Source organism: Sunxiuqinia sp. A32 (assembly GCF_052690465.1).
In genome coordinates this window covers 67,630-87,709 of the sequence record NZ_JBQYLI010000012.1, presented here as the reverse complement: position 1 = coordinate 87,709, position 20,080 = coordinate 67,630, and the positions used below count along the sequence as shown (strand labels likewise).

Below are 20,080 nucleotides of genomic sequence, written 5' to 3'. Positions count from 1 at the left end.
ATTGATTAATTTCGTTCAACTCCTCGGTGGTCAGTGTTTAGTTCACTTGACAGCCGGTTGTTGCTTGGGAAAAAGTAGAACATCATTGCAAGAATAATAACAACTTCTGTAATTGAAATCGAAGAGCCGGTAAGGGCATAGCAAATTATAAAAAAGAAACCAGAACCTTCCATTGTTGCCAAGCGAATAATCATAGCCGAGCGATATATCTCCAACTTTTCAGAAATATCTTTTGAATCGGTTTGCAGCATTCGTTTGTTGAAAATGAATAGCCCTGATGAGACTGAAATGATTGCCATAATTGTTGAAATTGCCAATAGAAGGTTCTCAAAATACGGATCCTTGTCAGCTAGTGGGCCAACTTGCATATTTATTACTGATGCAATTACTAATAAAGACGTTACTCCAAGCATCAATGCAGTGTAGATTACTCTGAGTGACCTAATAGTTTGTTTTTGGGGTAGATTGTTCATTTCGTTTCGGTTTGTAAATAGTGTTCTAAATTACATAATAATATTTTACAATCCTATATTCTCAAAAAAGTTTGTATCCGAATTATCTCCTTTTTGTTGGTGTTCAGGTAATTTTATGACTTTGTGATAATTCTGTGATAAACACAAGCTACCTTTCGGATGTTTCTTTCAATAAAACTCTTATGGAAAAAGCATTAATCATTGAAGACGATAAGGACATATCCGAATTGATCTCTATTCATCTAACTGATATGGATATTGAAGTTGATAAAGCTTTCGATGGCAAAGATGGCTTGATGAAAGCTCTGAACAATAAGTATAGGTTTATTTTACTCGATATCCGGTTGCCATTGTTAGATGGTTTTGAAGTGTGCAAACGTCTCCGTATGGAAAAGGATAATACTCCGGTGCTGATGATTACTTCAAAGTCGGAGGAGATTGATAAGGTGCTTGGTCTGGAGATTGGTGCTGATGATTACATTTCTAAACCTTTTGGGATACGCGAGCTGATTGCGAGGATTAAGGCGGTTTTAAGACGTGCTGATCAGTATGCAAAAGCAGCCGATGAGGATGACGTTGAATTGCGCTGTGAGCAATTATATATCAATGTTGGGATGCGGGTTGTTGAGGTAAATGGCAAACGTATTGAGCTTTCCCCGAAGGAGTTTGATTTGCTGGTTTATCTCGCATCTAATCCCGGGAAAACGTATTCAAGGATGCAATTACTTAATCACGTTTGGGGGTATGAATTTGAAGGATTCGAGCATACAGTTAATTCACACATTAACCGGTTGCGTTCAAAGATTGAAGAGAATATGAATAAACCTGAATATATACTGACGACTTGGGGTGTTGGCTATAAATTCAGGGAAAACTAATTGGGAGGAAAAGAAATGCATCTGGCAAAACCAAAAATTTTTAATCGGTTGTATCTGCAGGTTTCAGCAATATTCTTGCTGGTTTTATTCTTTTTTACTGCAATTGTTTTGTACGTTTCGGTGGAATCAGCGCGGAAATATTCGATAGAAGTGAACCAGCAACTAAACAGTGAATTGGCAGAAAATACAATTTCCATGCTTCACCCGTTTATCTCTGAAGGTACAATAAGTGAAGACGGAGTCAAGGATATTATGCACTCCATGATGGTAATAAACCCGATTGTTGAGGTCTATCTACTGAATCCGGAAGGAAAAATCCTGCAATATGTAGCACCCGACAAAGTTGTTAAATTGGAAGAAGTTAACCTGGCTCCAATCAAGAATTTTCTGAATGATCCGGAGCACAGCATTATTTATGGTGATGACCCGCGTAATCCCGGAGAGCATAAAACATTTTCGGCTGCCCGGGTAATGGAGAATGATCAGTTGACAGGATACATTTATATTGTTTTGGCCAGCCAGAAGTACGTTTCTGCTGCACAAACCTTATTGGGAAGTTATATTTTAGGACTTTCTATCCGATCAATCATCTTCATTTTAATTATTTCGGTCTTGATTGGCTTATTGGCAATTTGGCTGATAACCAGAAAACTCAATCCCATTATTGAAGGAATAAATGCCTTTCGGGATGGAAATCTGGGGCAACGTATTGAGGTGAAAAGTGAAGGAGAACTGGATCGGATCGGTTTGGTTTTTAATGAAATGGCTGACACGATTGAGCAAAATATTCAGGAGTTGAAAGGAGTTGATAATTTACGTCGTGAGTTGATTAGCAATGTGTCCCATGACTTACGAACCCCCGTTGCATCCATCCAGGGATATGCTGAGACTTTGCTTTTGAAAAAAGATAATATTCAAACGGCGGAAAGGGAAAAGTACCTAGAAGTAATTTATAAAAGTTGCGGACGTCTAAAGAAATTAGTGGAAGATCTTTTTGAATTATCAAAGCTCCAGGCTCAGCAAATTAAACCAAATCCGGAACCATTTTCGATTGCCGAATTGGTTTACGATATTGCCAATAAATACCGGATTATTTCTCAAAAAAAGGGCATCAGTGTGAATACCGTTATCGAGAAAGATATACCTCTCGTTGAAGCAGATATTTCCATGATTGACAGGGTGCTTCAAAACCTGATTGATAATGCAGTGAAATTTTGCAAAGAGGGAGACACGATCAATATTGAAATTGATACGAAGGAAATCGGGAAAGTGGAAGTTAGAGTGGTGGATTCAGGTCAAGGCATTAAACAGGAAGAACTTGCAAATGTATTTCAGCGTTACTATAAAGGGCGTAATGATCAGCAAAGTACGGGATTAGGATTGGCTATTGTTCAAAAGATCGTTGAATTACATCAATCCAGCATAAAAGTATTTAGTCAGTTTGGCAAAGGAACCACTTTCGTATTCGACCTTCCAGTCGCTAATGTTTCTTGATTTATTACAAAAAGTTGACTGATTTGTGACCTTCCCGTGATTCTTAATGGATTCCTTTAAGGAAAGATAATTGGTGCTATCTGGTTATTTCCAGTTTGGCCTCAATTATCACCGTTTATCAATTTCTAAAATTTAAGAAGCCATGAAAAAGTTAGTTTATATGTTGATTTTTGTCTCCGTGACTTTTGTTGGTTGCGCGCAGGCTCAGAAGGAAGATAACAAAAGCTTAGGGTACTTACGCGAGTTGACTCCAACCGAGGAGCGCGTGATTGTTCACAAGGGAACAGAAATGCCCTTTACCGGCAAGTATGACAAATTTTACGAAGAGGGGACCTACATTTGCAAACGCTGTGGTGCAGAGTTGTATAAATCAGATGATAAATTTAACTCTGGTTGCGGATGGCCGAGTTTTGATGATGAAATCCCGGGAGCAGTGAAACGGACGCCTGACCCGGATGGCATGCGAACGGAAATTACCTGTGCAAAATGTGGGGCTCACCTGGGGCATGTTTTTTTAGGTGAAGGTTTCACCACTAAAAATACCCGTCATTGTGTTAATTCAATCTCGCTTGATTTTATTCCTGCCGAAACCTCTAAAATGGAAATGGCAAAAACCGATACCGCTATTTTTGCGGGTGGATGTTTTTGGGGGGTTGAATATTATATGGAGCAGGCTCCGGGTGTGATATCGGCAGAGTCGGGATACATCGGTGGTTCAAAAAAGAATCCTTCGTATCGTCAGGTCAGCAGTCATACCACCGGACATGCCGAGGCAGTGGAAATAATCTTTGATCCATCAAAAACCGACTATGAAACTTTGGCAAAACTGTTTTTTGAGATTCACGACCCAACACAGGTAAATCGGCAGGGGCCGGACATTGGCGATCAATATCGTTCAGAGGTTTTTTATCTCAATGAAAATCAAAAGCAGATTGCTGAAAAGTTGATAGCCCAATTGGAAATGAAAGGGTTTAAAGTTGCAACAAAAGTGACTCCGGCTACGAAATTTTACGAGGCGGAAGACTATCATCAGGATTACTATGTCCACAAAGGTTCCACACCCTATTGCCACAAATACGTGAAACGCTTCTGATAGTAGATGTTTTGTATTGCTAACAGTACTTCATCCGTTACCGATATCTCGTCATTCTGAAACTGTTTCAGGATGACTTTTTTCTTTTTTGTTGCTTTACTATTTCCACCAATCCTTTTCTTTTTTTTTAAAACCCTGGAATTATTTGAAAAAATACCAATATTCAAAAGATCTGTCAGCCTTATCCCGAAAGGGAGTCTTGTTCTGAAGGACTTCGATAGAGCTGAAAATTCAAAGATGCGATAAAGTAAATGCTGTTGTAAATCAAATTGTTAAAGAAACTTTACACCCTTGTGACCTTCCTGTGATACTCTCTTCGGAACTTTGATTCAGATTATTCACTTAAAATTTAAAGCTATGAGAGTATTACGCTTCACAATGATTTCGGCGCTGGCAATAATGTTATTTACCCAGTGCCAAAAAGAACCTAACTTTGCTGATTCTAATTTAAAAGCTGCTAAAGTTCCAACTGGCACTTATACCGTGACTGTTGAAAATGTTTCTACCGATTATTCTTTTTTCGAAGCAGGAGTAGTCAGTATCCCTGACGGAGAAAGTTCTGCAGGCCCCGCATTCCCGGGACATTCATTTACCTTTTCATTTCATGCAGGTGCTAATCACATGCTGTCTTTTGCGACGATGTATGGCCTTTCAAACGATGGGTTTTATGCACCCGATGGTGGAGGTATAAGCTTGTATAGCGGAGGTTCTCCGGTTACGGGTGATATTACTTCTCAAATTACCTTATGGGATGCCGGTACGCAGGCCAATCAGATGCCTGGACCTGGCAATACACACGATGGTGCTGATACGGATGATAACGTAATGACAATGATGGATGTGGCTGATGGATATGATTATGGCTCTGTCGCAACCAACCTGAAAGCTACTTTAACTCATGACGGACACAGCATGTTTACTTTAAAAATTGAAGTTTTGGGTGGTGCCACAACCGCTATTTCCCCAATAGCATGGGTTGTTCATTCCGGAGGTATGCCAATTTTTGAGGAAGGCATGAAGGACTATGGAATGGGACTTGAACCACTTGCAGAAATGGGAGATGCCAGCATGCTTGGACATTACCTGAAATGGAATAGCGGATATGTTTCGCCTATTGCGCCTGTATTGTGGGTATTACATGACAAGAAAGATTACCCAATCTTTACCAGCGGAACACCCGATTATGATATGGGATTAGAAAAGCTAGCTGAAACTGGAAATCCTGTCCCATTATATACTTCATTAATGGGTGATTATGTTACAGGATTTCAGAATTTGCCTGTTGGAGGCGTCATGGGTGAAGATGAAGGCCCGCTTTTCCCCGGACAAAAATACATGTTTGAGGTAACTGGACATGTTGGTCAGTCTTTAAGTATTGCCAGTATGTTGGGAGCTTCTAATGATATTTTCTTCTCAACGGGAGATGAAGGAATTAAGCTTGATAATGGAATGGCTGAAAAGGACCTGACACATTTTATTGAGTTGTATGATGCCGGAACCGAAATGAATGAATACCCCGGTGCTCAGACATCTGCTGATGTTGACGAGGATGGAGTTGTTCGGATGGTGGACGATGGCATGCCATGGCCTGATCCTTCGAAAGTGATTAAAGTAACCATTAAGAAAAACTGATTACCGGATAGAGTGTTGTAAATGAAAGAGTGCCTGGCAGCTAATTGCCAGGCACTTTTTTTTAAGAACAAGTTATCGTGAATTTGTATCAGCGTTTATTCAACCCACATTATGGATGTTTTTAATGCTTCCAGGATCGACAACCACGCTTAGCAGTTTATCGGCTTAGCGGATTTCGAAAAGAGTTAGATTACATAATTAATGATTAAGTTTTATTTATTAACTTGTGAACTTAATTTCAAAACCAACACATGCCCCTAATCAATGCAATTAAAATAATAGTTACAAAAGGTATACATACTACACCCAAAATGGAAATATTAAATACCTATAGTTGATATGTATACTAGTTACAACACATTTTAAAAGACGCTAATGAATAGAATAATAAACACCATAATCTTATTTGCTTTTTTAATAAATTTTTCCTGTTCAGCCCAGGATGATTGCGAGAAATTAAAAAATAAAGAGATTTCGTTATCACATATCAATGACCACAAAGGAGAGTTTATTAATGACATTGAAGTTTTAATGAACTGCTATTATGATTCAATAGATATACAAATTCTTAAAGGACCTTCTGGTGATAGTCTTGAATCTATGTTAAGTATTTTAGAATTAACTGATTTATCTAAAGAACCTGAAAAGCATTCCACATACAATATTTTTATTGAACAATGGAATGAAATGAGAAAAACAGAAGAATATAAGCTGGCAAGGCAAATTGTAATTGCAAAAGATGACATCATTCACAGGAATGCAAACATTGAAAACTGGGAGAATGACTATCCATTGCTACAAAAAATGAATTTTACGAATGATGATATTAAAAGAATTAAAGAAATTGTTATAGCCAATGAAAATATAGACTGGACATACTTTGAAGTATTTCAAGAAATGGTATCATATTATCAAAGCTCAAGTACCATGGAGTGTCCTATTCCAAGTTATTCTGACTGGTTTCATTTTCCCCATAACTTAGAAGCTTATTTCGAAATATCAGAAGGGATTGAGTGTTCAAGAATATCAAATAAACCAATACTATTATATTTTACAGGACATAGTTCTTTGAAATCAAGAGAGTTTGAAGCTTATGTTATGTCTGACTCAGAAATATTAAAAATATTAAATCAAAAGTACGTAATTACTAACCTATATGTTGACGATAAAAGTAAAGCACTTCCTCAATATCAGGTTGACAGTATTAGACTAATTGGCAATATCAATAAGTACTATCAAAAAGAATTATTTGACGAAGATATTCAGCCGGCATTCTATGTTATTGACTCACAGGGAATTCAACTGGATAAATCATTTTATTTCAATGAATCAATTGATTCATTCAAGAGTTTTTTAGAAAACGGAATAGAGAAGTATTATGAACAATAAAAAAACGTGTTGTAACACAGTACATATTGCAGAGCGGAGTCCGGTGGTACGCCAACTGCGTCCCGATTACTCGGGATCGTTTCGCAGTTCCGTGTCCGCCAGCTGGCGGACAGGAACGCTCTTCGAAATCCGCCCCGACAACATGTACCAACCGTTATCAAAATACATATGCAGATTCGAACATGCAAAAACTTATTGATTACATAGAGCAATTTGTAAAATTGGATTTTGAGGCGATTCAGGAATTGAAGAATCTTGCTGAAATTGACGTTTATAAAAAGAATCAGCACATCCTGGAGCAGGGGGAATATTGTAATAAGATTTGGTTTGTAAAAAGCGGGATGGTTAGGAAATATTATCTGTGTGATGGAAATGAGATTAGCACATGGATTCATACTGAAAATGATACATTTACCTCTTTGCAAAGTTATGCTCAAAATACGCCGTCTGACGAGTTTTTGCAAGCATGCGAAGACACTGAAGTAATCAGTATCTCGAAGTCAAATGGTGAGAAGCTGGCAAAACATTCTCATTTCGTTGTTTTTAGCAATGCTTTAATGGAGCGGGAATTTGTAAATATAGACAAACATACCAAAGCTCTGAATCGGAAAGATGCAAGGGGGAGGTATGAATATCTCAAAGAAATAGCGCCCGAAATAATAAAACGAGCTAAAATTGGACATATAGCCTCAATCATTGGCGTGTCAAGAGAGACTTTAAGCAGGATTCGAAAAGCTTGATTTTGTGACTTAGGTCAAAAGAATTACCTTTTTTCTTACTGAACTTTGCCAGGTAATAATTTAAAAATGGTGAAGTCACCAACCAACAAAATGAAATCCGAATTTACAGGACAATTAAAAATGCTGATTGATAAGGCTGTGAATGGCAGATCAGAAGACATTGATTTAATAATGCAGAACTTGACTATTGACGCTACACTGGCTATGACCAGGTATGTTGATTTTGCATTGAGCCTGGTTGATACGACAGATGGAATTAGGCGGATTGAGTATTACCTGTTTAATGGAACTTTAATACAGAGGAATTATGCTTCTCTTTTTCTCAATAGACTTGGAGAATGGAAACCTGTGAAGAAAGCATATGAGCAAGGATTGATTGATGAGATTCAAGCTTATTCCCGCTGAGTAGAAAATTTTTGCATTGAAAAAAAGCATTGGAGTTGTTTCCATCATCCGCTTAGCCGGTTATCGGCTTAGCGGATTTGGAGCTTTCTTGCCATTTCACTTTCAACCTTCTTAAAACTTGCGCTAATCCTCATCCCATTCATTTTAGATTCTATATATTTGAGTGAATTCATGAAAATAAGCGAACAAACACAGATAAAACGGTAATACAATGGAGTATCTTGACATAAATAGAAAGCTTTGGAACGAGAAAACGGACATACACTTTCAATCCGATTTTTATGATGTTGATTCCTTTGTGAAAGGGAAGGATTCGTTAAACTCGGTGGAGTTGGGTTTGCTGGGAGATTTAAAAGGGAAGAAGGTGTTACATCTTCAGTGCCACTTTGGGCAGGATACCATCTCACTTGCAAGGCATGGAGCAATTGTAACCGGGGTGGATTTTTCTGAAAATGCCATTGAAAAAGCAAAACAACTGAATGAATCTGTGGGCACGGAAGCTACGTTTGTACAAAGTGATGTATATAAACTTCCGGAAGTACTGGATGAAAAATTTGATGTGGTTTATACTTCGTACGGAGTGCTTGGTTGGTTACCCGACATGAAAAAATGGGCAGAGGTTATTAGTCACTTTTTAAAACCGGGAGGCGAATTGGTATTGGTCGAGTTTCATCCTGTTATTTGGATGTTCAGCTATGATTTTAAGCGGATTGAATTTAATTATATGGATTCTGCTCCAATAATAGAGGAGCTGGAGGGGACTTATACAGATCGTGATGCCCAAATTAAGGAGAAGTCAGTTTGTTGGAATCACGGTTTGAGTACTGTTCTTGGTGCAATTTTAAAAACGGGCTTGACAATTGCAGATTTTAAGGAATATAATTATTCACCATATGATTGTTTTGAGAATACGGTGAAAATTGATGACAGAAAGTTTAAGATAAAGGGGCTGGAAGATAAAATACCGATGCTCTATTCATTAAAAGCGAAGAAGTGTCTTTAATAAGATACTAAAGAAAATACACGTGTAATTTATTTTCAGCTTGATGATGTATCTTTTCACCAAATAAAAACCTTTTTTTCAAGTCTGAAATATTCCCTTAACTTTGCCGCCCGAAATGCCTCGGTTGATTCATAGGTGATTCTTTTACAGAGAAGTATCAAAACAAATCAAAAATAATAAACACGAATAATGAGTATTGAAAAAACACTGATGGAACGCAGTGGCTCTACTTGCGAGCTTTGTGGTGCAAAAGAAGGATTGTCAGTTTATGCGATTCCACCGGTAACTGAAAACAACAGTGATAAATGTGTACTGGTTTGTAGTAACTGCCAAACACAAATTGAAGACCCGGAGAAAGTAGACATCAACCATTGGAGATGTCTGAATGACAGCATGTGGAGTACTGTTCCTGCCGTTCAGGTGATGGCCTGGAGAATGTTAACCCGCTTGAGTGGGGAAGGCTGGCCGCAGGATTTGTTAGATATGCTTTTTCTGGAAGATGAAACATTGGCCTGGGCAAAGTCTGATGGTTTTGGGGAAGACGAAGGAGCAAAACACAAAGACAGTAATGGTGTGCCACTTTTGGCGGGAGATACGGTGGTATTGATTAAAGACCTTAATGTAAAAGGCGGTGGATTCACCGCTAAAAGAGGGACGGCTGTTCGTGGTATTTCGTTGGTTCACGATAATCCGGAACACATTGAGGGACGGGTAAATGGTCAGCAGATTGTTATTCTTACTCAATACGTGAAGAAAACAAATTAGAAGAGATAGTCTAAGAAACGGAGAGGGATTCACATCAAGTGGATCCCTCTCTTTGCTTTATTATTAGCCAATTTCGGCAAAATATTTATAGAAAAGTGGAATGGTTTCTATGCCTTTATAAAATTGTTCAAGCGGGAAATTTTCGTTGGGTGAATGGATCGCATCTGATTCCAACCCGAAGCCCATTAATATTGATTTGATTCCCAGTACTTCTTCAAAAGTTGAAATAATCGGAATGGAACCTCCACTTCTGAAAGGAACCGGACGACGTCCATAGACATCCAGATACGCTTTTTCAGCTGCCTGGTATGCGGGCAAATCAATTGGGCAACCATATGCCTGTCCTCCATGTAAAGAAGTTACTTCTACTTTAACAGACTTTGGAGCAATACTTTCAAAATGATTTTTAAAAAGCTCGGCGATCTTTTTGTGGTTTTGATTGGGGACCAAACGACTGCTTATTTTTGCAAAAGCTTTTGACGGAAGTACCGTTTTTGCGCCTTCTCCCGTGTAGCCTCCCCAAATTCCACATACGTCAAATGAAGGTCGAATGCCAGTGTGTTCAGTTGGCGAATAGCCAGCTTCACCACTTAATTCATCCACTTCAATGGCTTTCTTATATTTATCTACATCAAAAGGTGCTTCGGCAAGCAAAGCACGTTCTTCTGCTGATATTTTAATTACATCATCATAAAAACCGGGAATGGTCACTCTTCCGTTGTCATCAACCATATCTGCTATCATCTTTGAAAGCACATTGATTGGATTGGCCACAGCTCCACCAAATAATCCGGAATGAAGATCGCGATTAGGGCCGGTTACTTCAACTTGCCAATACGCAAGTCCTCTCAGACCCGTTGTTATGGTTGGGAGATCTGGGCGAATCATCGTGGTGTCTGAAACCAGAATAATATCTGCTTTTAGCATTTCCTTATGTTCTTCACACCACTTGCCTAAGTTTGGAGATCCAATTTCCTCTTCACCCTCAATCATGAATTTTACATTGCACGGAAGCGTATCCGTTTTTACCATCAATTCAAACGCTTTGGCATGCATCATTCCTTGTCCTTTATCATCGTCAGCGCCCCGTGCCCAAATTTTTCCCTCGCGAATTTCTGGTTCAAAGGGAGGTGATTTCCAAAGTTCAAGCGGTTCAACCGGCATCACATCCATGTGGCTGTATACCAAAACAGTTGGTTTTGCCGGATCAATGATTTTTTCAGCATAAGTAACCGGATTGCCTTCTGTTTCAAATATCTCAGCCTTGTCTGCACCAGAACTTAAAAGGAGCTCCTTCCAACGTTCGGCAGCTTTGTACATGTCGGGTTTATGCGAGGCTATCGAACTAATCGAAGGAATTCGAATTAAGCTAAATAGTTCTTCCAGAAAACGATCTTTGTTTTCTTCAATGTATTGATTGATATGACTCATATGTTGAAATTTTCAGTTCCTGTAAAATTAGGACTTTCCTGATAAGTGATCCATGAGTCTTTTCAGGTTATTTGATTTTTTAGGATTTTATAATGATTGCCTTTTGTTCTCTTACACAAGATCGAGCCAGGAGCTCCCTTGTTGGTAATCTTCGACCACCAACGGTTGTGGAGATAAATGGAAATTACTCATCAGCGCAGTAATTTCATCTTGTAACATATTAATTCCTCCCTGAATCAGATCATTTCTGAAACCATTGTCGGCAAGCTTAAAGACCATCTCCATTGAAATTACCCGGCCAAGTACTTGTCCTAACTCAACCAGTTTTCGCTGAGAAAGCTGAAGATCAAGGTCAAAGTTGAATAGTTTTTTTAGGTGATCAGCGGATCTGCTTGTTAGCTCATTACCTTTGAGAAATTGGAAAAAGTTTTTTTCTTTCAGACGTTTCATTTGCTTAATGATACCTTCAGAAATTTGGGCATAAAGGATGTCATTTGATCCTTCAAAAATCTGGAAAGGACGACTATCAGTAATTCCACGGCCGGCAATGTGACTGTTGCGGTATGCTTTTGCACCCACAAGCTGAGTTACAGATTGTGCTGCTTCTTGCATTAAATCAGTGATAACCGATTTCACCGAGTTAGCTTCAATACCAATTCCTGTTAAATCTTTGTCAACTCCCGCGACTTTACTGCTATTGGCACACATAGCAGAACAAACCGTAAACGAAGCCTGGAGCTTTGACAATCGACTTTGAACCTGGTCGTAGTTAAAAAGGCTTTTTCCTCCCACAAAACGTTGTTTGCAATGAATAACCGCTTCATCAAGCATTCGGTGAATAAATCCCATGCCCATTCCAGGAAACTGCATGCGACTACGATGAAGTAGATCAAGCATCATTTTTACACCTGTGGTCTGAGGCTTTAATTTTTGTTTCTTCGGAATCTTCACATCGATGTGATTCCGTCCATATGGAATCTGATAAAGACCCAGATTATCGTAGAACTCTTCAACTTTTATACCCTGGTCTTTTTGGGTTACATCACAGATGAAAAAGTCAATATCACGTAATAATTCATCATTCTCTGATTTTTTACGAGCTGTAAGCAGCCAAAAGTCTGCCCATCCGGTTAAGCCAGCCCAATGCTTTTTACCTTGCAAATGAAAAGCGTCCTGATTTTCTTTAAAAAAGGTTTGCATATTCAGCGCATCACTTCCAAAATCAGGTTCTGTAATCATCAGTCCTCCCATGTTTTGCTGTTCCATAAAGCGCTTAAAAACATCCGCTTTTGCTTCATTCAGCGCATATTTTCCAACCGGTTGTAAAAATAAGGCTGAGTTGATACCGAAGGTCAGGGATAGTGCTAATGATTCATAGGAAGCTGTTTCTAACAGTGCAAGGTTTTCACTCATAATTGCACCACGGCCTCCATATTCTTTTGGAATTCCAATTGACAATGGATTCACCGCCATGATTTCCCGAAGTGCAAAAGGTGCAATTCCTCTTTGTTTACTATATTCACTAATGTCACCACGTTGGTGATAAACTAGCTTCATCTTTTCTTTTAACTTTCCTAATAATTGCTGGATTGGTTCTTGGGGTGTAATTCTAGTCTCCGGAGAGACTTTCTTCATCGCTATAATCTCATTCATTCTATACGTGTTTCAGAAGGCATAATTTTCCTTCCCTAATGAAATGGGAACAGCTTTTGATTCAGATTGTTTTTAAAAAGCGAAATTTAGAATGGTATATATTATGTGAATTGAAGTTGATTCGGCCAAAAATCATTTCAAAACAATCGCTTAATGATCTATAAATCGAGCAGAAATTCGTATTAATAGATTTCGTTCCTGATGTGATTGATCAGGCTTGTGCAAATTAATTTGCTGATTTGGTATGCTTCTTTCCATTGACTGGCGCGAGGTCCTGCCACATTCAACGTTTCTACTTGGTTAATTTCCAGAAAATGAATTAGCTGCCCAATTGGTTCTTCGATGAAAAAGGGAGAAACTTTTAAGAGAAAGACAGGTTTACCGGTTTCTTTGGCATAGTTGTGTGTTAATAGCGTTCCTCCTTGAAGTTCATTTTGAAAGATAATCAGGGTTGCATCGGATTCGCGAATGTTTTTCCTGGTGCGGTCTTCATAGCTGGTGCTCCATATTTCCTGTAACGGATAATGTATTGGAATTTCACCATCTTCTGCTTTTCTACCAGCAGTACACCATCCTCCACACGGAAAGTCCAGCTCAAGGCATGCATCCAATGAAGCCCGGTCCACACCTGTTTGCCCTCCACTGATTATTCTGGAGCAACTCATTTTTTCACTGCACTTTTAATTCAGATGCACCATGAAAGCCTCGAAGTAAATCTCCAACATTCATTCTTTTCTTTCCGGAAATTTGAAGGTCGGTAATATTGAGCCATCCATTATTTGCTGCAATTTTCAGATACGTTTTTTCGTCGGTGTCAATTTCGCCGGGAGTCGTTTCAGCTTCTTCAAAATCAGCAAAAAATATTTTCATCGTAATTGGATTTCCATTGCCATCGGTTAGCGTTGTCCAGGCAGTTGGGTATGGAGACAATCCACGAATAAGATTTTTAATGGTTTGTCCGTCTTTATTCCAGTCGATTAAGCAATCATCTTTGAAAATCTTTGGTGCAGGCTTTAAGTTTTCTGTTTGAATATGATCCTGTTCTACTGGAGAATAGTTTCCTTCCGCCAGGGCGTCTACTGTTTTTGAGACCAGTTTGGCGCCAACTCCCATCAATCGATCGTGTATGTCGCCTACAGTGTCATTTTCACCAATCGCGGTTTTTTCGTGGAATAAAATGGCTCCGGTATCAATTTCGTGAGATAGAAGAAATGTGGTCACACCTGTTTCTTTCTCTCCATTAATTACCGCCCAATTTAGTGGAGCAGCTCCACGGTATTGCGGAAGAAGTGAACCATGCAGGTTAAATGTTCCCAGTCGAGGCATATTCCATACCATTTCCGGTAGCATACGGAAAGCTACAACCACTTGCAAATCGGCATTTAAGCTTTTTAGTTCTTCAATGAATGTTGGATTCTTAAGCTTTTCTGGTTGTAAGACTTTGAGCCCCTTCTCAACTGCATATTTTTTTACGGCCGACTCATGCAATTTTCTTCCTCTTCCTGCTGGTTTATCCGGTACGGTAATTACACCTACTACCTGATAATTATTTTCAACCAGTTCTTTCAGACTTTCCACTGCAAAGTCGGGAGTCCCCATAAAGACAATACGCAATTCTTTTCCTGTCATCGTGAATATTATTTTTCACAAAGATAGAGAAAAGATTTTGGGAGAATCGATTTTTTAGCCTTTGTATTTCTTTGCAACTTCCGGTCGAAGTTTTCGATTTCCCTTTTGGGCACGCGGATCGTAGGGACAGTTTAAACATCCATTTGAGCAGCAATAACCACGCCGTACTAAAAAGCTTTCAGTCATGACACGATATCCATCCTTGTTGATATAGAAGTCTTGGCCTTCAGCTAAATCATCGTATCCGTCACTAAATAAATGATCGAACATTCCCATATTGGAAATTAATCGTATTTAAATTTTTGAAGAAAGTGTCCCATTCTGTCACGCTTAGTTTTCATATAGCGCTGGTTGAATTCATTTGGTGGAACTTCAATGGGAACTATTTCAGAAACTTCAAGTCCATATGCTTCGATACCAACTCTTTTTACAGGATTGTTGGTGATGAGCTTCATTTTTTTAACACCTAGGTTACGCAAAATTTGAGCACCAACTCCATAGTCACGTTCGTCCGCCTGAAATCCAAGGTGAACGTTGGCTTCAATGGTATCCATGCCTTCGTCTTGCAATTTGTAGGCAGCAATTTTATTCATCAACCCGATTCCACGTCCTTCCTGCATCATGTATACAACAACGCCTTTTCCTTCCTTTTCAATCATTTCCATTGATTTGTGCAGTTGATCACCACATTCACAACGGAACGAACCAAAAATATCACCAGTCATACATGATGAATGCATCCGCACTAAAACCGGCTCTTCTGATTTCCAGTTTCCTTTTACCAATGCAACATGCTCTGCTCCGTTTGATTTTTGTCTGAAAGGAACGATTCGGAAGTCGCCATATTTGGTCGGCATACCAACTTCTTCACCTTGCTCAATTAGGCTTTCAGATTGAAGTCTGTATGAAATCAGGTCTTTAATGGTAATTATTTTCAGATTGAATTTTTCAGCGATTTTTACCAGTTGAGGTAAGCGGGCCATGCTGCCATCTTCATTCATAATTTCGATTAAAACGCCAACTGGTTTTAATCCTGCAATGCGCGCCAAATCTACGGCAGCTTCGGTGTGTCCTGAACGTCTCAAAACTCCGCGGTTTTTCGCTTTCAATGGGAAAATGTGGCCAGGACGTCCTAATTCATCCGGAGAAGTATTATAATCAGCTAGTGCCTGAATTGTTTTGGCTCTGTCACTGGCGGATATGCCAGTTGTACATCCATGACCAATCAAGTCTACAGAAACAGTAAATGGAGTTTCGTGGGAAGAAGTATTTTTTCCAACCATTAACTCTAATTCCAATTCTTCACAACGCTGTTCTGTTAAAGGAACGCATATTAATCCACGGCCATGGGTAACCATGAAATTTACTTTCTCAGGAGTAATTAACTCGGCCGCAGCAATAAAATCGCCCTCATTCTCACGGTCTTCATCATCAATAACAATTACAAGATCTCCATTTTTAATAGCTGTAATTGCTTCAGGTATCGTGTTCAATTTATAATCTGCCATTATAATTAACTGGTTTTCAAATGCCGTTGCAAAACTAAGGAAAATAATCAATTTACAAATGATATTAGACAGCTATGCTCGTTTGGATTTTTCCCAAACCACAGATTGAAGTCCTAGTAGGTAGCGAAAAATACCTTTGATTGAGGCGTAATTCATTGCCGTGAAATAATAGGGGATAAAGAAGAATTTGAGTTTTAATTTCTGATTCTCAATAATCCATCCAATTATAGCAGCGAAGTACATAATTAATTGAAGATAAAAGAATAAGGTGTAGAAGGTGGTTTCGAACCAAAGATTTGCCTGAGCTAAAATTAAAAAATTAATAATAAATAGCAGGAACAGCGCAAAAGGAGCAATGGTCCATCGTAATACTTTATGAGAGATGTACTGAAAGCTCAATAGGCCATATTTAAACGGATTCAGAAGCTCAGGCATTCGAATAACGGTTTGTATTCCACCAGAAGCAATCCGGGATTTACGTTTTAACTCCTCCTTAACATTTACAGAAGCCGATTCAATTGCGTATGCTTTGGGAGTATAAGCAATTCGATATCCTTTTTTCGCTATTTGAAGAGAGATAATAAAATCATCCAGTAGGGTGTCATTTTCAATTTCTTCATAAAGTTCTCTCCTAATCGCAAATAGTTCACCAACAGCACCGATTGCCGAATTAAGCTGCGAGTCCATATTCTTGATAAAAGATTCAAATTGCCAGTAGATGCTCTCCCCGGAGCCGGCAGCATTGTCATCCTTTTGATCGACTATTCTTTTTTCACCAGCAACGCAACCGACCTTTGGATCTTCAAATTGCTCTACAATCTCTATAATAGTGTCTTTCGCTAAAACCGTATTGCTATCGGAAAAAATAATGATTGGAGCCTGAACGTAATTCATCCCACGATTCATGGCATTTATTTTGCCTTTACGTTCAATCTGGTGTTGAACCTGAATATGAGGATACTTTTTTAATAATTCAGGAGTTCCGTCATTGGAACCATCTGTTAGCCACAGATACTGAAGCCTATCTTTTGGATAATTTAAGCTGTAGGTATTATTTACTTTTTGATCAACGTATTCCACTTCGTTATAAGCCGTAACAAACATGCACACCCGGGGTAGTTCGCGATTCTTCACATTTTGAACTTTTTCCTCTTCTTTTGGACTTCTTTTGATGATGACCAAAAACCAAAGCAAAAGGGCATAGCCCACGTACGTGTAGAAAACAACTATCAATAATATCAAGAAGAATATTTTAATCATGAATATGTTTCTTGTAGAAATTGATTAGGTCACCGGTGATCGTCAAGTTATTAAATTTATCGTGAATAAAACTCACGGAATTTTTACAAAGTGTGTCGTATAATGAACGATCATTTATTAATCTGCCAATTTCACTTACAAATGAATCTTCATCATTCGCAATAAGTATATTCTTCTCATGTGTTGTAGGTATTCCTTCGGAGCCAATACATGTGGAGACAATTGCTTTGCCTAAAGCCATTCCTTCAATTATCTTCACACGCATACCACTTCCAGAATTTAAAGGCACAATCATGATTGCTTTGGAATTCATAAAATGGTAGGCATCATCTACTTCTCCCATATATTGAATATTACAGCTCTTGATTTTTTTCACGAACCATTCGGGGGCGTTTCTTCCCGCAATATAAAAATTGAGATCAGGGTGTAGAGCTTTAATTTTTGACCAGCATTTATCTAGAAACCAAATTAATCCTTCCTGATTTGGTGACCAGTCAAGAGCTCCAATATGAAACAACGATGGATATTCAAGATCTTTTGCTTTTGGAACCAGGTATGAAAGGTCAACGCCCGTTTGAGTTGTGTGTCTGGGACGTTCATTCCCCAATTCATCAAGGATGGCTCCATCTCTTTCTGTGATAGAAACCATTGCATCATAATCATTTAACAACGATAACTCAAACTTTTTAATTCTACGTGAAAGTATTTTCAGGTAGAGCTTTTTGAGGCCCGGACTTAATGATGCACTTCTTTCCCAAATTTCAAATTCAACATTGTGTGCCCGATATGAAATAAGGGCGTTGCTATGTTTCCTTATTAAAGGAATATATGGGCAGAGGTAAAGTCCCTCGAGTTGAATAATGTCAAAATTAGTTTCATCCAGCAATTGAATTAATTTTCGACTATAATTCTCATCGATAAACCGAACAGCATTATACGGTAGTTCTGAGAAAAGCAAATTTGATAACATTCCCCAGTTGGTAATTTTGGCAGGAACATCGACAAGTTGAAAATTAATAGATTTTCTTAAATGTTCGGGGATATTATCTTCCTTAATATGATGCTTGAGGGTGTTCATTGCTAAAACAGTAACTTGATGTCCAAGTAGCATAAATCCTTTGGTGAGCATCAAAGTTGCAATAGCCCCTCCATCTTTTGGAGGCCACGGTACCTTATTGGTCAGTTGAAGAATTTTCATTTCCGGCTTCTTCGTGACTTTTTTTACGGAAGAAAATAAAGTTTATAAAACGTTTGATATTGTACTGATAAGTTTCAATGTTCATCATTCCCGAATCATTTGCAGCCTTGTATGTTAAGTAAAGACCAATTGGCAAAAATATTAAAGTTGAGAACCACATTCCTTTGAACATGCTCCACACATCCTCGCGTGCAAATTTTTCACCGGAAATTGACACCATGTAATAAGTAATGAAAAGTAATATTGAAACAACAACAGGCATTCCTAGTCCTCCTTTGCGGATAATCGCACCCAACGGTGCTCCAATAAAAAAGAAAATAAGGCAGGCAACAGAGAGTGTGAACTTTCGGTGTTTCTCCATGCTGTATTTGTTCAATATCTTTTTCTGGTTATAAAGCTGAATTTCATTTTGATCAATTTGTTGAAGATTGTTTCGCGCCTGTGAAATGGCTGCGCGCAAAACTTCATTTTGCTCAATTTTATTAAGACTGGCAAGGATGCTGGCGTAATCAACAATTGAATCAGCTTTAAAATTAAGATCTAATTTTAGAGAATCGATGGGTTGAGTGAGATTAACCAATTCGCGGTTTGTTGGTTTGTTATAATGCAATCCTAAGGCAAAACGCCGGACCCGTAATTTATAATCGGTGTTCAAGGAGTCTTCAAAATGATTAAGCTGACCAATGTTCAGCATTCGATAAGAATTCCGATATATATTTCCGTCAACACGCTGGAAATCGAACCCTTTTAGGTCTATATTGATGATCTCCTTTTTAAATTGATTTCTTCTAAAGGGATATCTTCTATCTTTCGCTCGTACTTTGGATTCGTCAATATCGGTGCTAGTTTGTCCGTCATATAAGGTCAAAACCATGAATTTCTTATCCTCTGATATTTTCATAGTTCCAGAATCGGCAATTGTTACCTCTACATTTCCCTTTTTTGTTCTGTGATCATAAATAAGGATTTTGTAGAGCATATTGCTGGTTTTACTTTTCCGTTCTACACGAATGCTAAATCCATCAATGTCGTTGGTGAAAACTCCCTCTTTAATTACCATCTCAGGTTTTTGACGCTTCACGCTACCCATAAGTTCGTAAAACTTAAGATTCGTAACCGGGAGAATATTGTTGGCAAAGTAAAATGCTAACATGGTAAGAAGGATTGCCACTAAAAAAAGAGGGCGCATTGTTCGAAATAATGAAATACCCGAAGCTTTGATGGCAACTAATTCGTAGTTCTCGCCAAGTGACCCAAATGTCATAATGGAGGCAAGTAGCATAGCTAAAGGGAAAGCTAAAGGAATTAGTGCAAACGAGGCATAAATTAATAGCTCGACAATAATATTCCACTCTAATCCTTTACCGACCATATCATCTACGTATTTCCATAGAAACTGCATGAGCAGGATGAAAACACAAATAAAGAAGGTCATCACAAATGGACCTAAAAAGCTTTTCAGTATAAATTGATGTAAACGCTTCATATATATTATTGGAAACGATTACAAAACTAAGGTATTTTGGAGA

General features: G+C 38.5%; 19 protein-coding genes. 9 read left to right on the top strand and 10 right to left on the bottom strand.

The window, feature by feature from the left end:
• Nucleotides 1–5: 5 nt before the first annotated feature.
• Complete coding sequence (locus ACUNWD_RS13240; protein ID WP_445588301.1) at nt 6–473, bottom strand: hypothetical protein; 468 nt, start codon at nt 471–473, stop codon at nt 6–8.
• A gap of 182 nt (nt 474–655) precedes the next feature.
• On the opposite strand from ACUNWD_RS13240, the gene ACUNWD_RS13235 reads away from it, so the two are divergent.
• From ACUNWD_RS13235 to ACUNWD_RS13195, 9 genes are all read left to right on the top strand, one after another.
• On the top strand, nt 656–1,351 hold the full coding sequence (locus ACUNWD_RS13235) for a response regulator transcription factor (protein WP_445588300.1): 696 nt from the start codon (nt 656–658) through the stop codon (nt 1,349–1,351).
• The gene (locus ACUNWD_RS13230) at nt 1,352–2,845 is read left to right on the top strand and encodes an ATP-binding protein (protein WP_445588299.1); all 1,494 of its coding nucleotides are present in this window, start codon (nt 1,352–1,354) and stop codon (nt 2,843–2,845) included.
• 142 nt (nt 2,846–2,987) lie between these two features.
• The gene (locus tag ACUNWD_RS13225; protein WP_445588298.1) at nt 2,988–3,938 is read left to right on the top strand and encodes a bifunctional methionine sulfoxide reductase B/A protein; all 951 of its coding nucleotides are present in this window, start codon (nt 2,988–2,990) and stop codon (nt 3,936–3,938) included.
• Nucleotides 3,939–4,295: 357 nt separating this feature from the next.
• Nucleotides 4,296–5,570, top strand: coding sequence for a spondin domain-containing protein (locus tag ACUNWD_RS13220; RefSeq protein WP_445588297.1), 1,275 nt, complete (start codon nt 4,296–4,298; stop codon nt 5,568–5,570).
• A 375-nt stretch (nt 5,571–5,945) separates the two neighbouring features.
• A complete protein-coding gene (locus tag ACUNWD_RS13215) occupies nt 5,946–6,959 on the top strand; it encodes a hypothetical protein (protein WP_445588296.1) in 1,014 nt (337 codons plus the stop codon).
• Between the two features lie 182 nt (nt 6,960–7,141).
• A complete protein-coding gene (locus ACUNWD_RS13210) occupies nt 7,142–7,699 on the top strand; it encodes a Crp/Fnr family transcriptional regulator (protein WP_445588295.1) in 558 nt (185 codons plus the stop codon).
• 66 nt (nt 7,700–7,765) lie between these two features.
• Nucleotides 7,766–8,104 (top strand): hypothetical protein, encoded by a 339-nt coding sequence (locus tag ACUNWD_RS13205; protein ID WP_445588294.1) that lies wholly within the window; start codon nt 7,766–7,768, stop codon nt 8,102–8,104.
• Nucleotides 8,105–8,315: 211 nt separating this feature from the next.
• Nucleotides 8,316–9,107: a class I SAM-dependent methyltransferase gene (locus ACUNWD_RS13200; RefSeq protein WP_445588293.1), complete on the top strand. Its 792-nt coding sequence runs from the start codon at nt 8,316–8,318 to the stop codon at nt 9,105–9,107.
• A 189-nt stretch (nt 9,108–9,296) separates the two neighbouring features.
• On the top strand, nt 9,297–9,872 hold the full coding sequence (locus ACUNWD_RS13195) for a PhnA domain-containing protein (RefSeq protein WP_445588292.1): 576 nt from the start codon (nt 9,297–9,299) through the stop codon (nt 9,870–9,872).
• Nucleotides 9,873–9,935: 63 nt separating this feature from the next.
• Here ACUNWD_RS13195 and ACUNWD_RS13190 read toward each other — a convergent pair whose 3' ends face one another.
• The 9 genes from ACUNWD_RS13190 to ACUNWD_RS13150 form a co-directional block, all read right to left on the bottom strand.
• Entirely contained in the window at nt 9,936–11,303 is a 1,368-nt protein-coding gene (locus ACUNWD_RS13190; RefSeq protein WP_445588291.1) for a dipeptidase, read from the bottom strand.
• Nucleotides 11,304–11,414: 111 nt separating this feature from the next.
• Nucleotides 11,415–12,956 (bottom strand): acyl-CoA dehydrogenase family protein, encoded by a 1,542-nt coding sequence (locus ACUNWD_RS13185; protein ID WP_445588290.1) that lies wholly within the window; start codon nt 12,954–12,956, stop codon nt 11,415–11,417.
• 182 nt (nt 12,957–13,138) lie between these two features.
• Complete coding sequence (locus ACUNWD_RS13180; protein ID WP_445588289.1) at nt 13,139–13,621, bottom strand: putative molybdenum carrier protein; 483 nt, start codon at nt 13,619–13,621, stop codon at nt 13,139–13,141.
• A gap of 4 nt (nt 13,622–13,625) precedes the next feature.
• On the bottom strand, nt 13,626–14,585 hold the full coding sequence (gene fmt, locus ACUNWD_RS13175) for a methionyl-tRNA formyltransferase (protein WP_445588288.1): 960 nt from the start codon (nt 14,583–14,585) through the stop codon (nt 13,626–13,628).
• A gap of 54 nt (nt 14,586–14,639) precedes the next feature.
• Complete coding sequence (locus tag ACUNWD_RS13170; RefSeq protein WP_445588287.1) at nt 14,640–14,855, bottom strand: DUF5522 domain-containing protein; 216 nt, start codon at nt 14,853–14,855, stop codon at nt 14,640–14,642.
• A 14-nt stretch (nt 14,856–14,869) separates the two neighbouring features.
• A complete protein-coding gene (locus ACUNWD_RS13165) occupies nt 14,870–16,093 on the bottom strand; it encodes a bifunctional 3,4-dihydroxy-2-butanone-4-phosphate synthase/GTP cyclohydrolase II (protein ID WP_445588286.1) in 1,224 nt (407 codons plus the stop codon).
• Between the two features lie 72 nt (nt 16,094–16,165).
• Nucleotides 16,166–17,353 carry a glycosyltransferase family 2 protein gene (locus ACUNWD_RS13160; protein ID WP_445588285.1) on the bottom strand — a complete coding sequence of 396 codons (1,188 nt, stop codon included), beginning with the start codon at nt 17,351–17,353 and terminating at the stop codon, nt 16,166–16,168.
• A complete protein-coding gene (locus tag ACUNWD_RS13155; RefSeq protein ID WP_445588284.1) occupies nt 17,346–18,551 on the bottom strand; it encodes a glycosyltransferase family 4 protein in 1,206 nt (401 codons plus the stop codon). The genes ACUNWD_RS13160 and ACUNWD_RS13155 overlap by 8 nt, the downstream gene beginning before the upstream one ends.
• Nucleotides 18,526–20,037 (bottom strand): LptF/LptG family permease, encoded by a 1,512-nt coding sequence (locus tag ACUNWD_RS13150; protein ID WP_445588283.1) that lies wholly within the window; start codon nt 20,035–20,037, stop codon nt 18,526–18,528. The genes ACUNWD_RS13155 and ACUNWD_RS13150 overlap by 26 nt, the downstream gene beginning before the upstream one ends.
• Nucleotides 20,038–20,080 lie beyond the last annotated feature (43 nt).

Coding starts and splice junctions, on each gene's coding strand:
- ACUNWD_RS13170 (WP_445588287.1), bottom strand. CDS start 14,855: ATGTTCGATCATTTATTTAGTGACGGATACGATGATTTAGCTGAAGGC.
- ACUNWD_RS13195 (WP_445588292.1), top strand. CDS start 9,297: ATGAGTATTGAAAAAACACTGATGGAACGCAGTGGCTCTACTTGCGAG.
- ACUNWD_RS13185 (WP_445588290.1), bottom strand. CDS start 12,956: ATGAATGAGATTATAGCGATGAAGAAAGTCTCTCCGGAGACTAGAATT.
- ACUNWD_RS13210 (WP_445588295.1), top strand. CDS start 7,142: ATGCAAAAACTTATTGATTACATAGAGCAATTTGTAAAATTGGATTTT.
- ACUNWD_RS13160 (WP_445588285.1), bottom strand. CDS start 17,353: ATGATTAAAATATTCTTCTTGATATTATTGATAGTTGTTTTCTACACG.
- ACUNWD_RS13240 (WP_445588301.1), bottom strand. CDS start 473: ATGAACAATCTACCCCAAAAACAAACTATTAGGTCACTCAGAGTAATC.
- ACUNWD_RS13225 (WP_445588298.1), top strand. CDS start 2,988: ATGAAAAAGTTAGTTTATATGTTGATTTTTGTCTCCGTGACTTTTGTT.
- ACUNWD_RS13150 (WP_445588283.1), bottom strand. CDS start 20,037: ATGAAGCGTTTACATCAATTTATACTGAAAAGCTTTTTAGGTCCATTT.
- ACUNWD_RS13220 (WP_445588297.1), top strand. CDS start 4,296: ATGAGAGTATTACGCTTCACAATGATTTCGGCGCTGGCAATAATGTTA.
- ACUNWD_RS13180 (WP_445588289.1), bottom strand. CDS start 13,621: ATGAGTTGCTCCAGAATAATCAGTGGAGGGCAAACAGGTGTGGACCGG.
- ACUNWD_RS13235 (WP_445588300.1), top strand. CDS start 656: ATGGAAAAAGCATTAATCATTGAAGACGATAAGGACATATCCGAATTG.
- ACUNWD_RS13200 (WP_445588293.1), top strand. CDS start 8,316: ATGGAGTATCTTGACATAAATAGAAAGCTTTGGAACGAGAAAACGGAC.
- ACUNWD_RS13155 (WP_445588284.1), bottom strand. CDS start 18,551: ATGAAAATTCTTCAACTGACCAATAAGGTACCGTGGCCTCCAAAAGAT.
- ACUNWD_RS13205 (WP_445588294.1), top strand. CDS start 7,766: ATGGTGAAGTCACCAACCAACAAAATGAAATCCGAATTTACAGGACAA.
- ACUNWD_RS13165 (WP_445588286.1), bottom strand. CDS start 16,093: ATGGCAGATTATAAATTGAACACGATACCTGAAGCAATTACAGCTATT.
- ACUNWD_RS13190 (WP_445588291.1), bottom strand. CDS start 11,303: ATGAGTCATATCAATCAATACATTGAAGAAAACAAAGATCGTTTTCTG.
- ACUNWD_RS13215 (WP_445588296.1), top strand. CDS start 5,946: ATGAATAGAATAATAAACACCATAATCTTATTTGCTTTTTTAATAAAT.
- fmt (WP_445588288.1), bottom strand. CDS start 14,585: ATGACAGGAAAAGAATTGCGTATTGTCTTTATGGGGACTCCCGACTTT.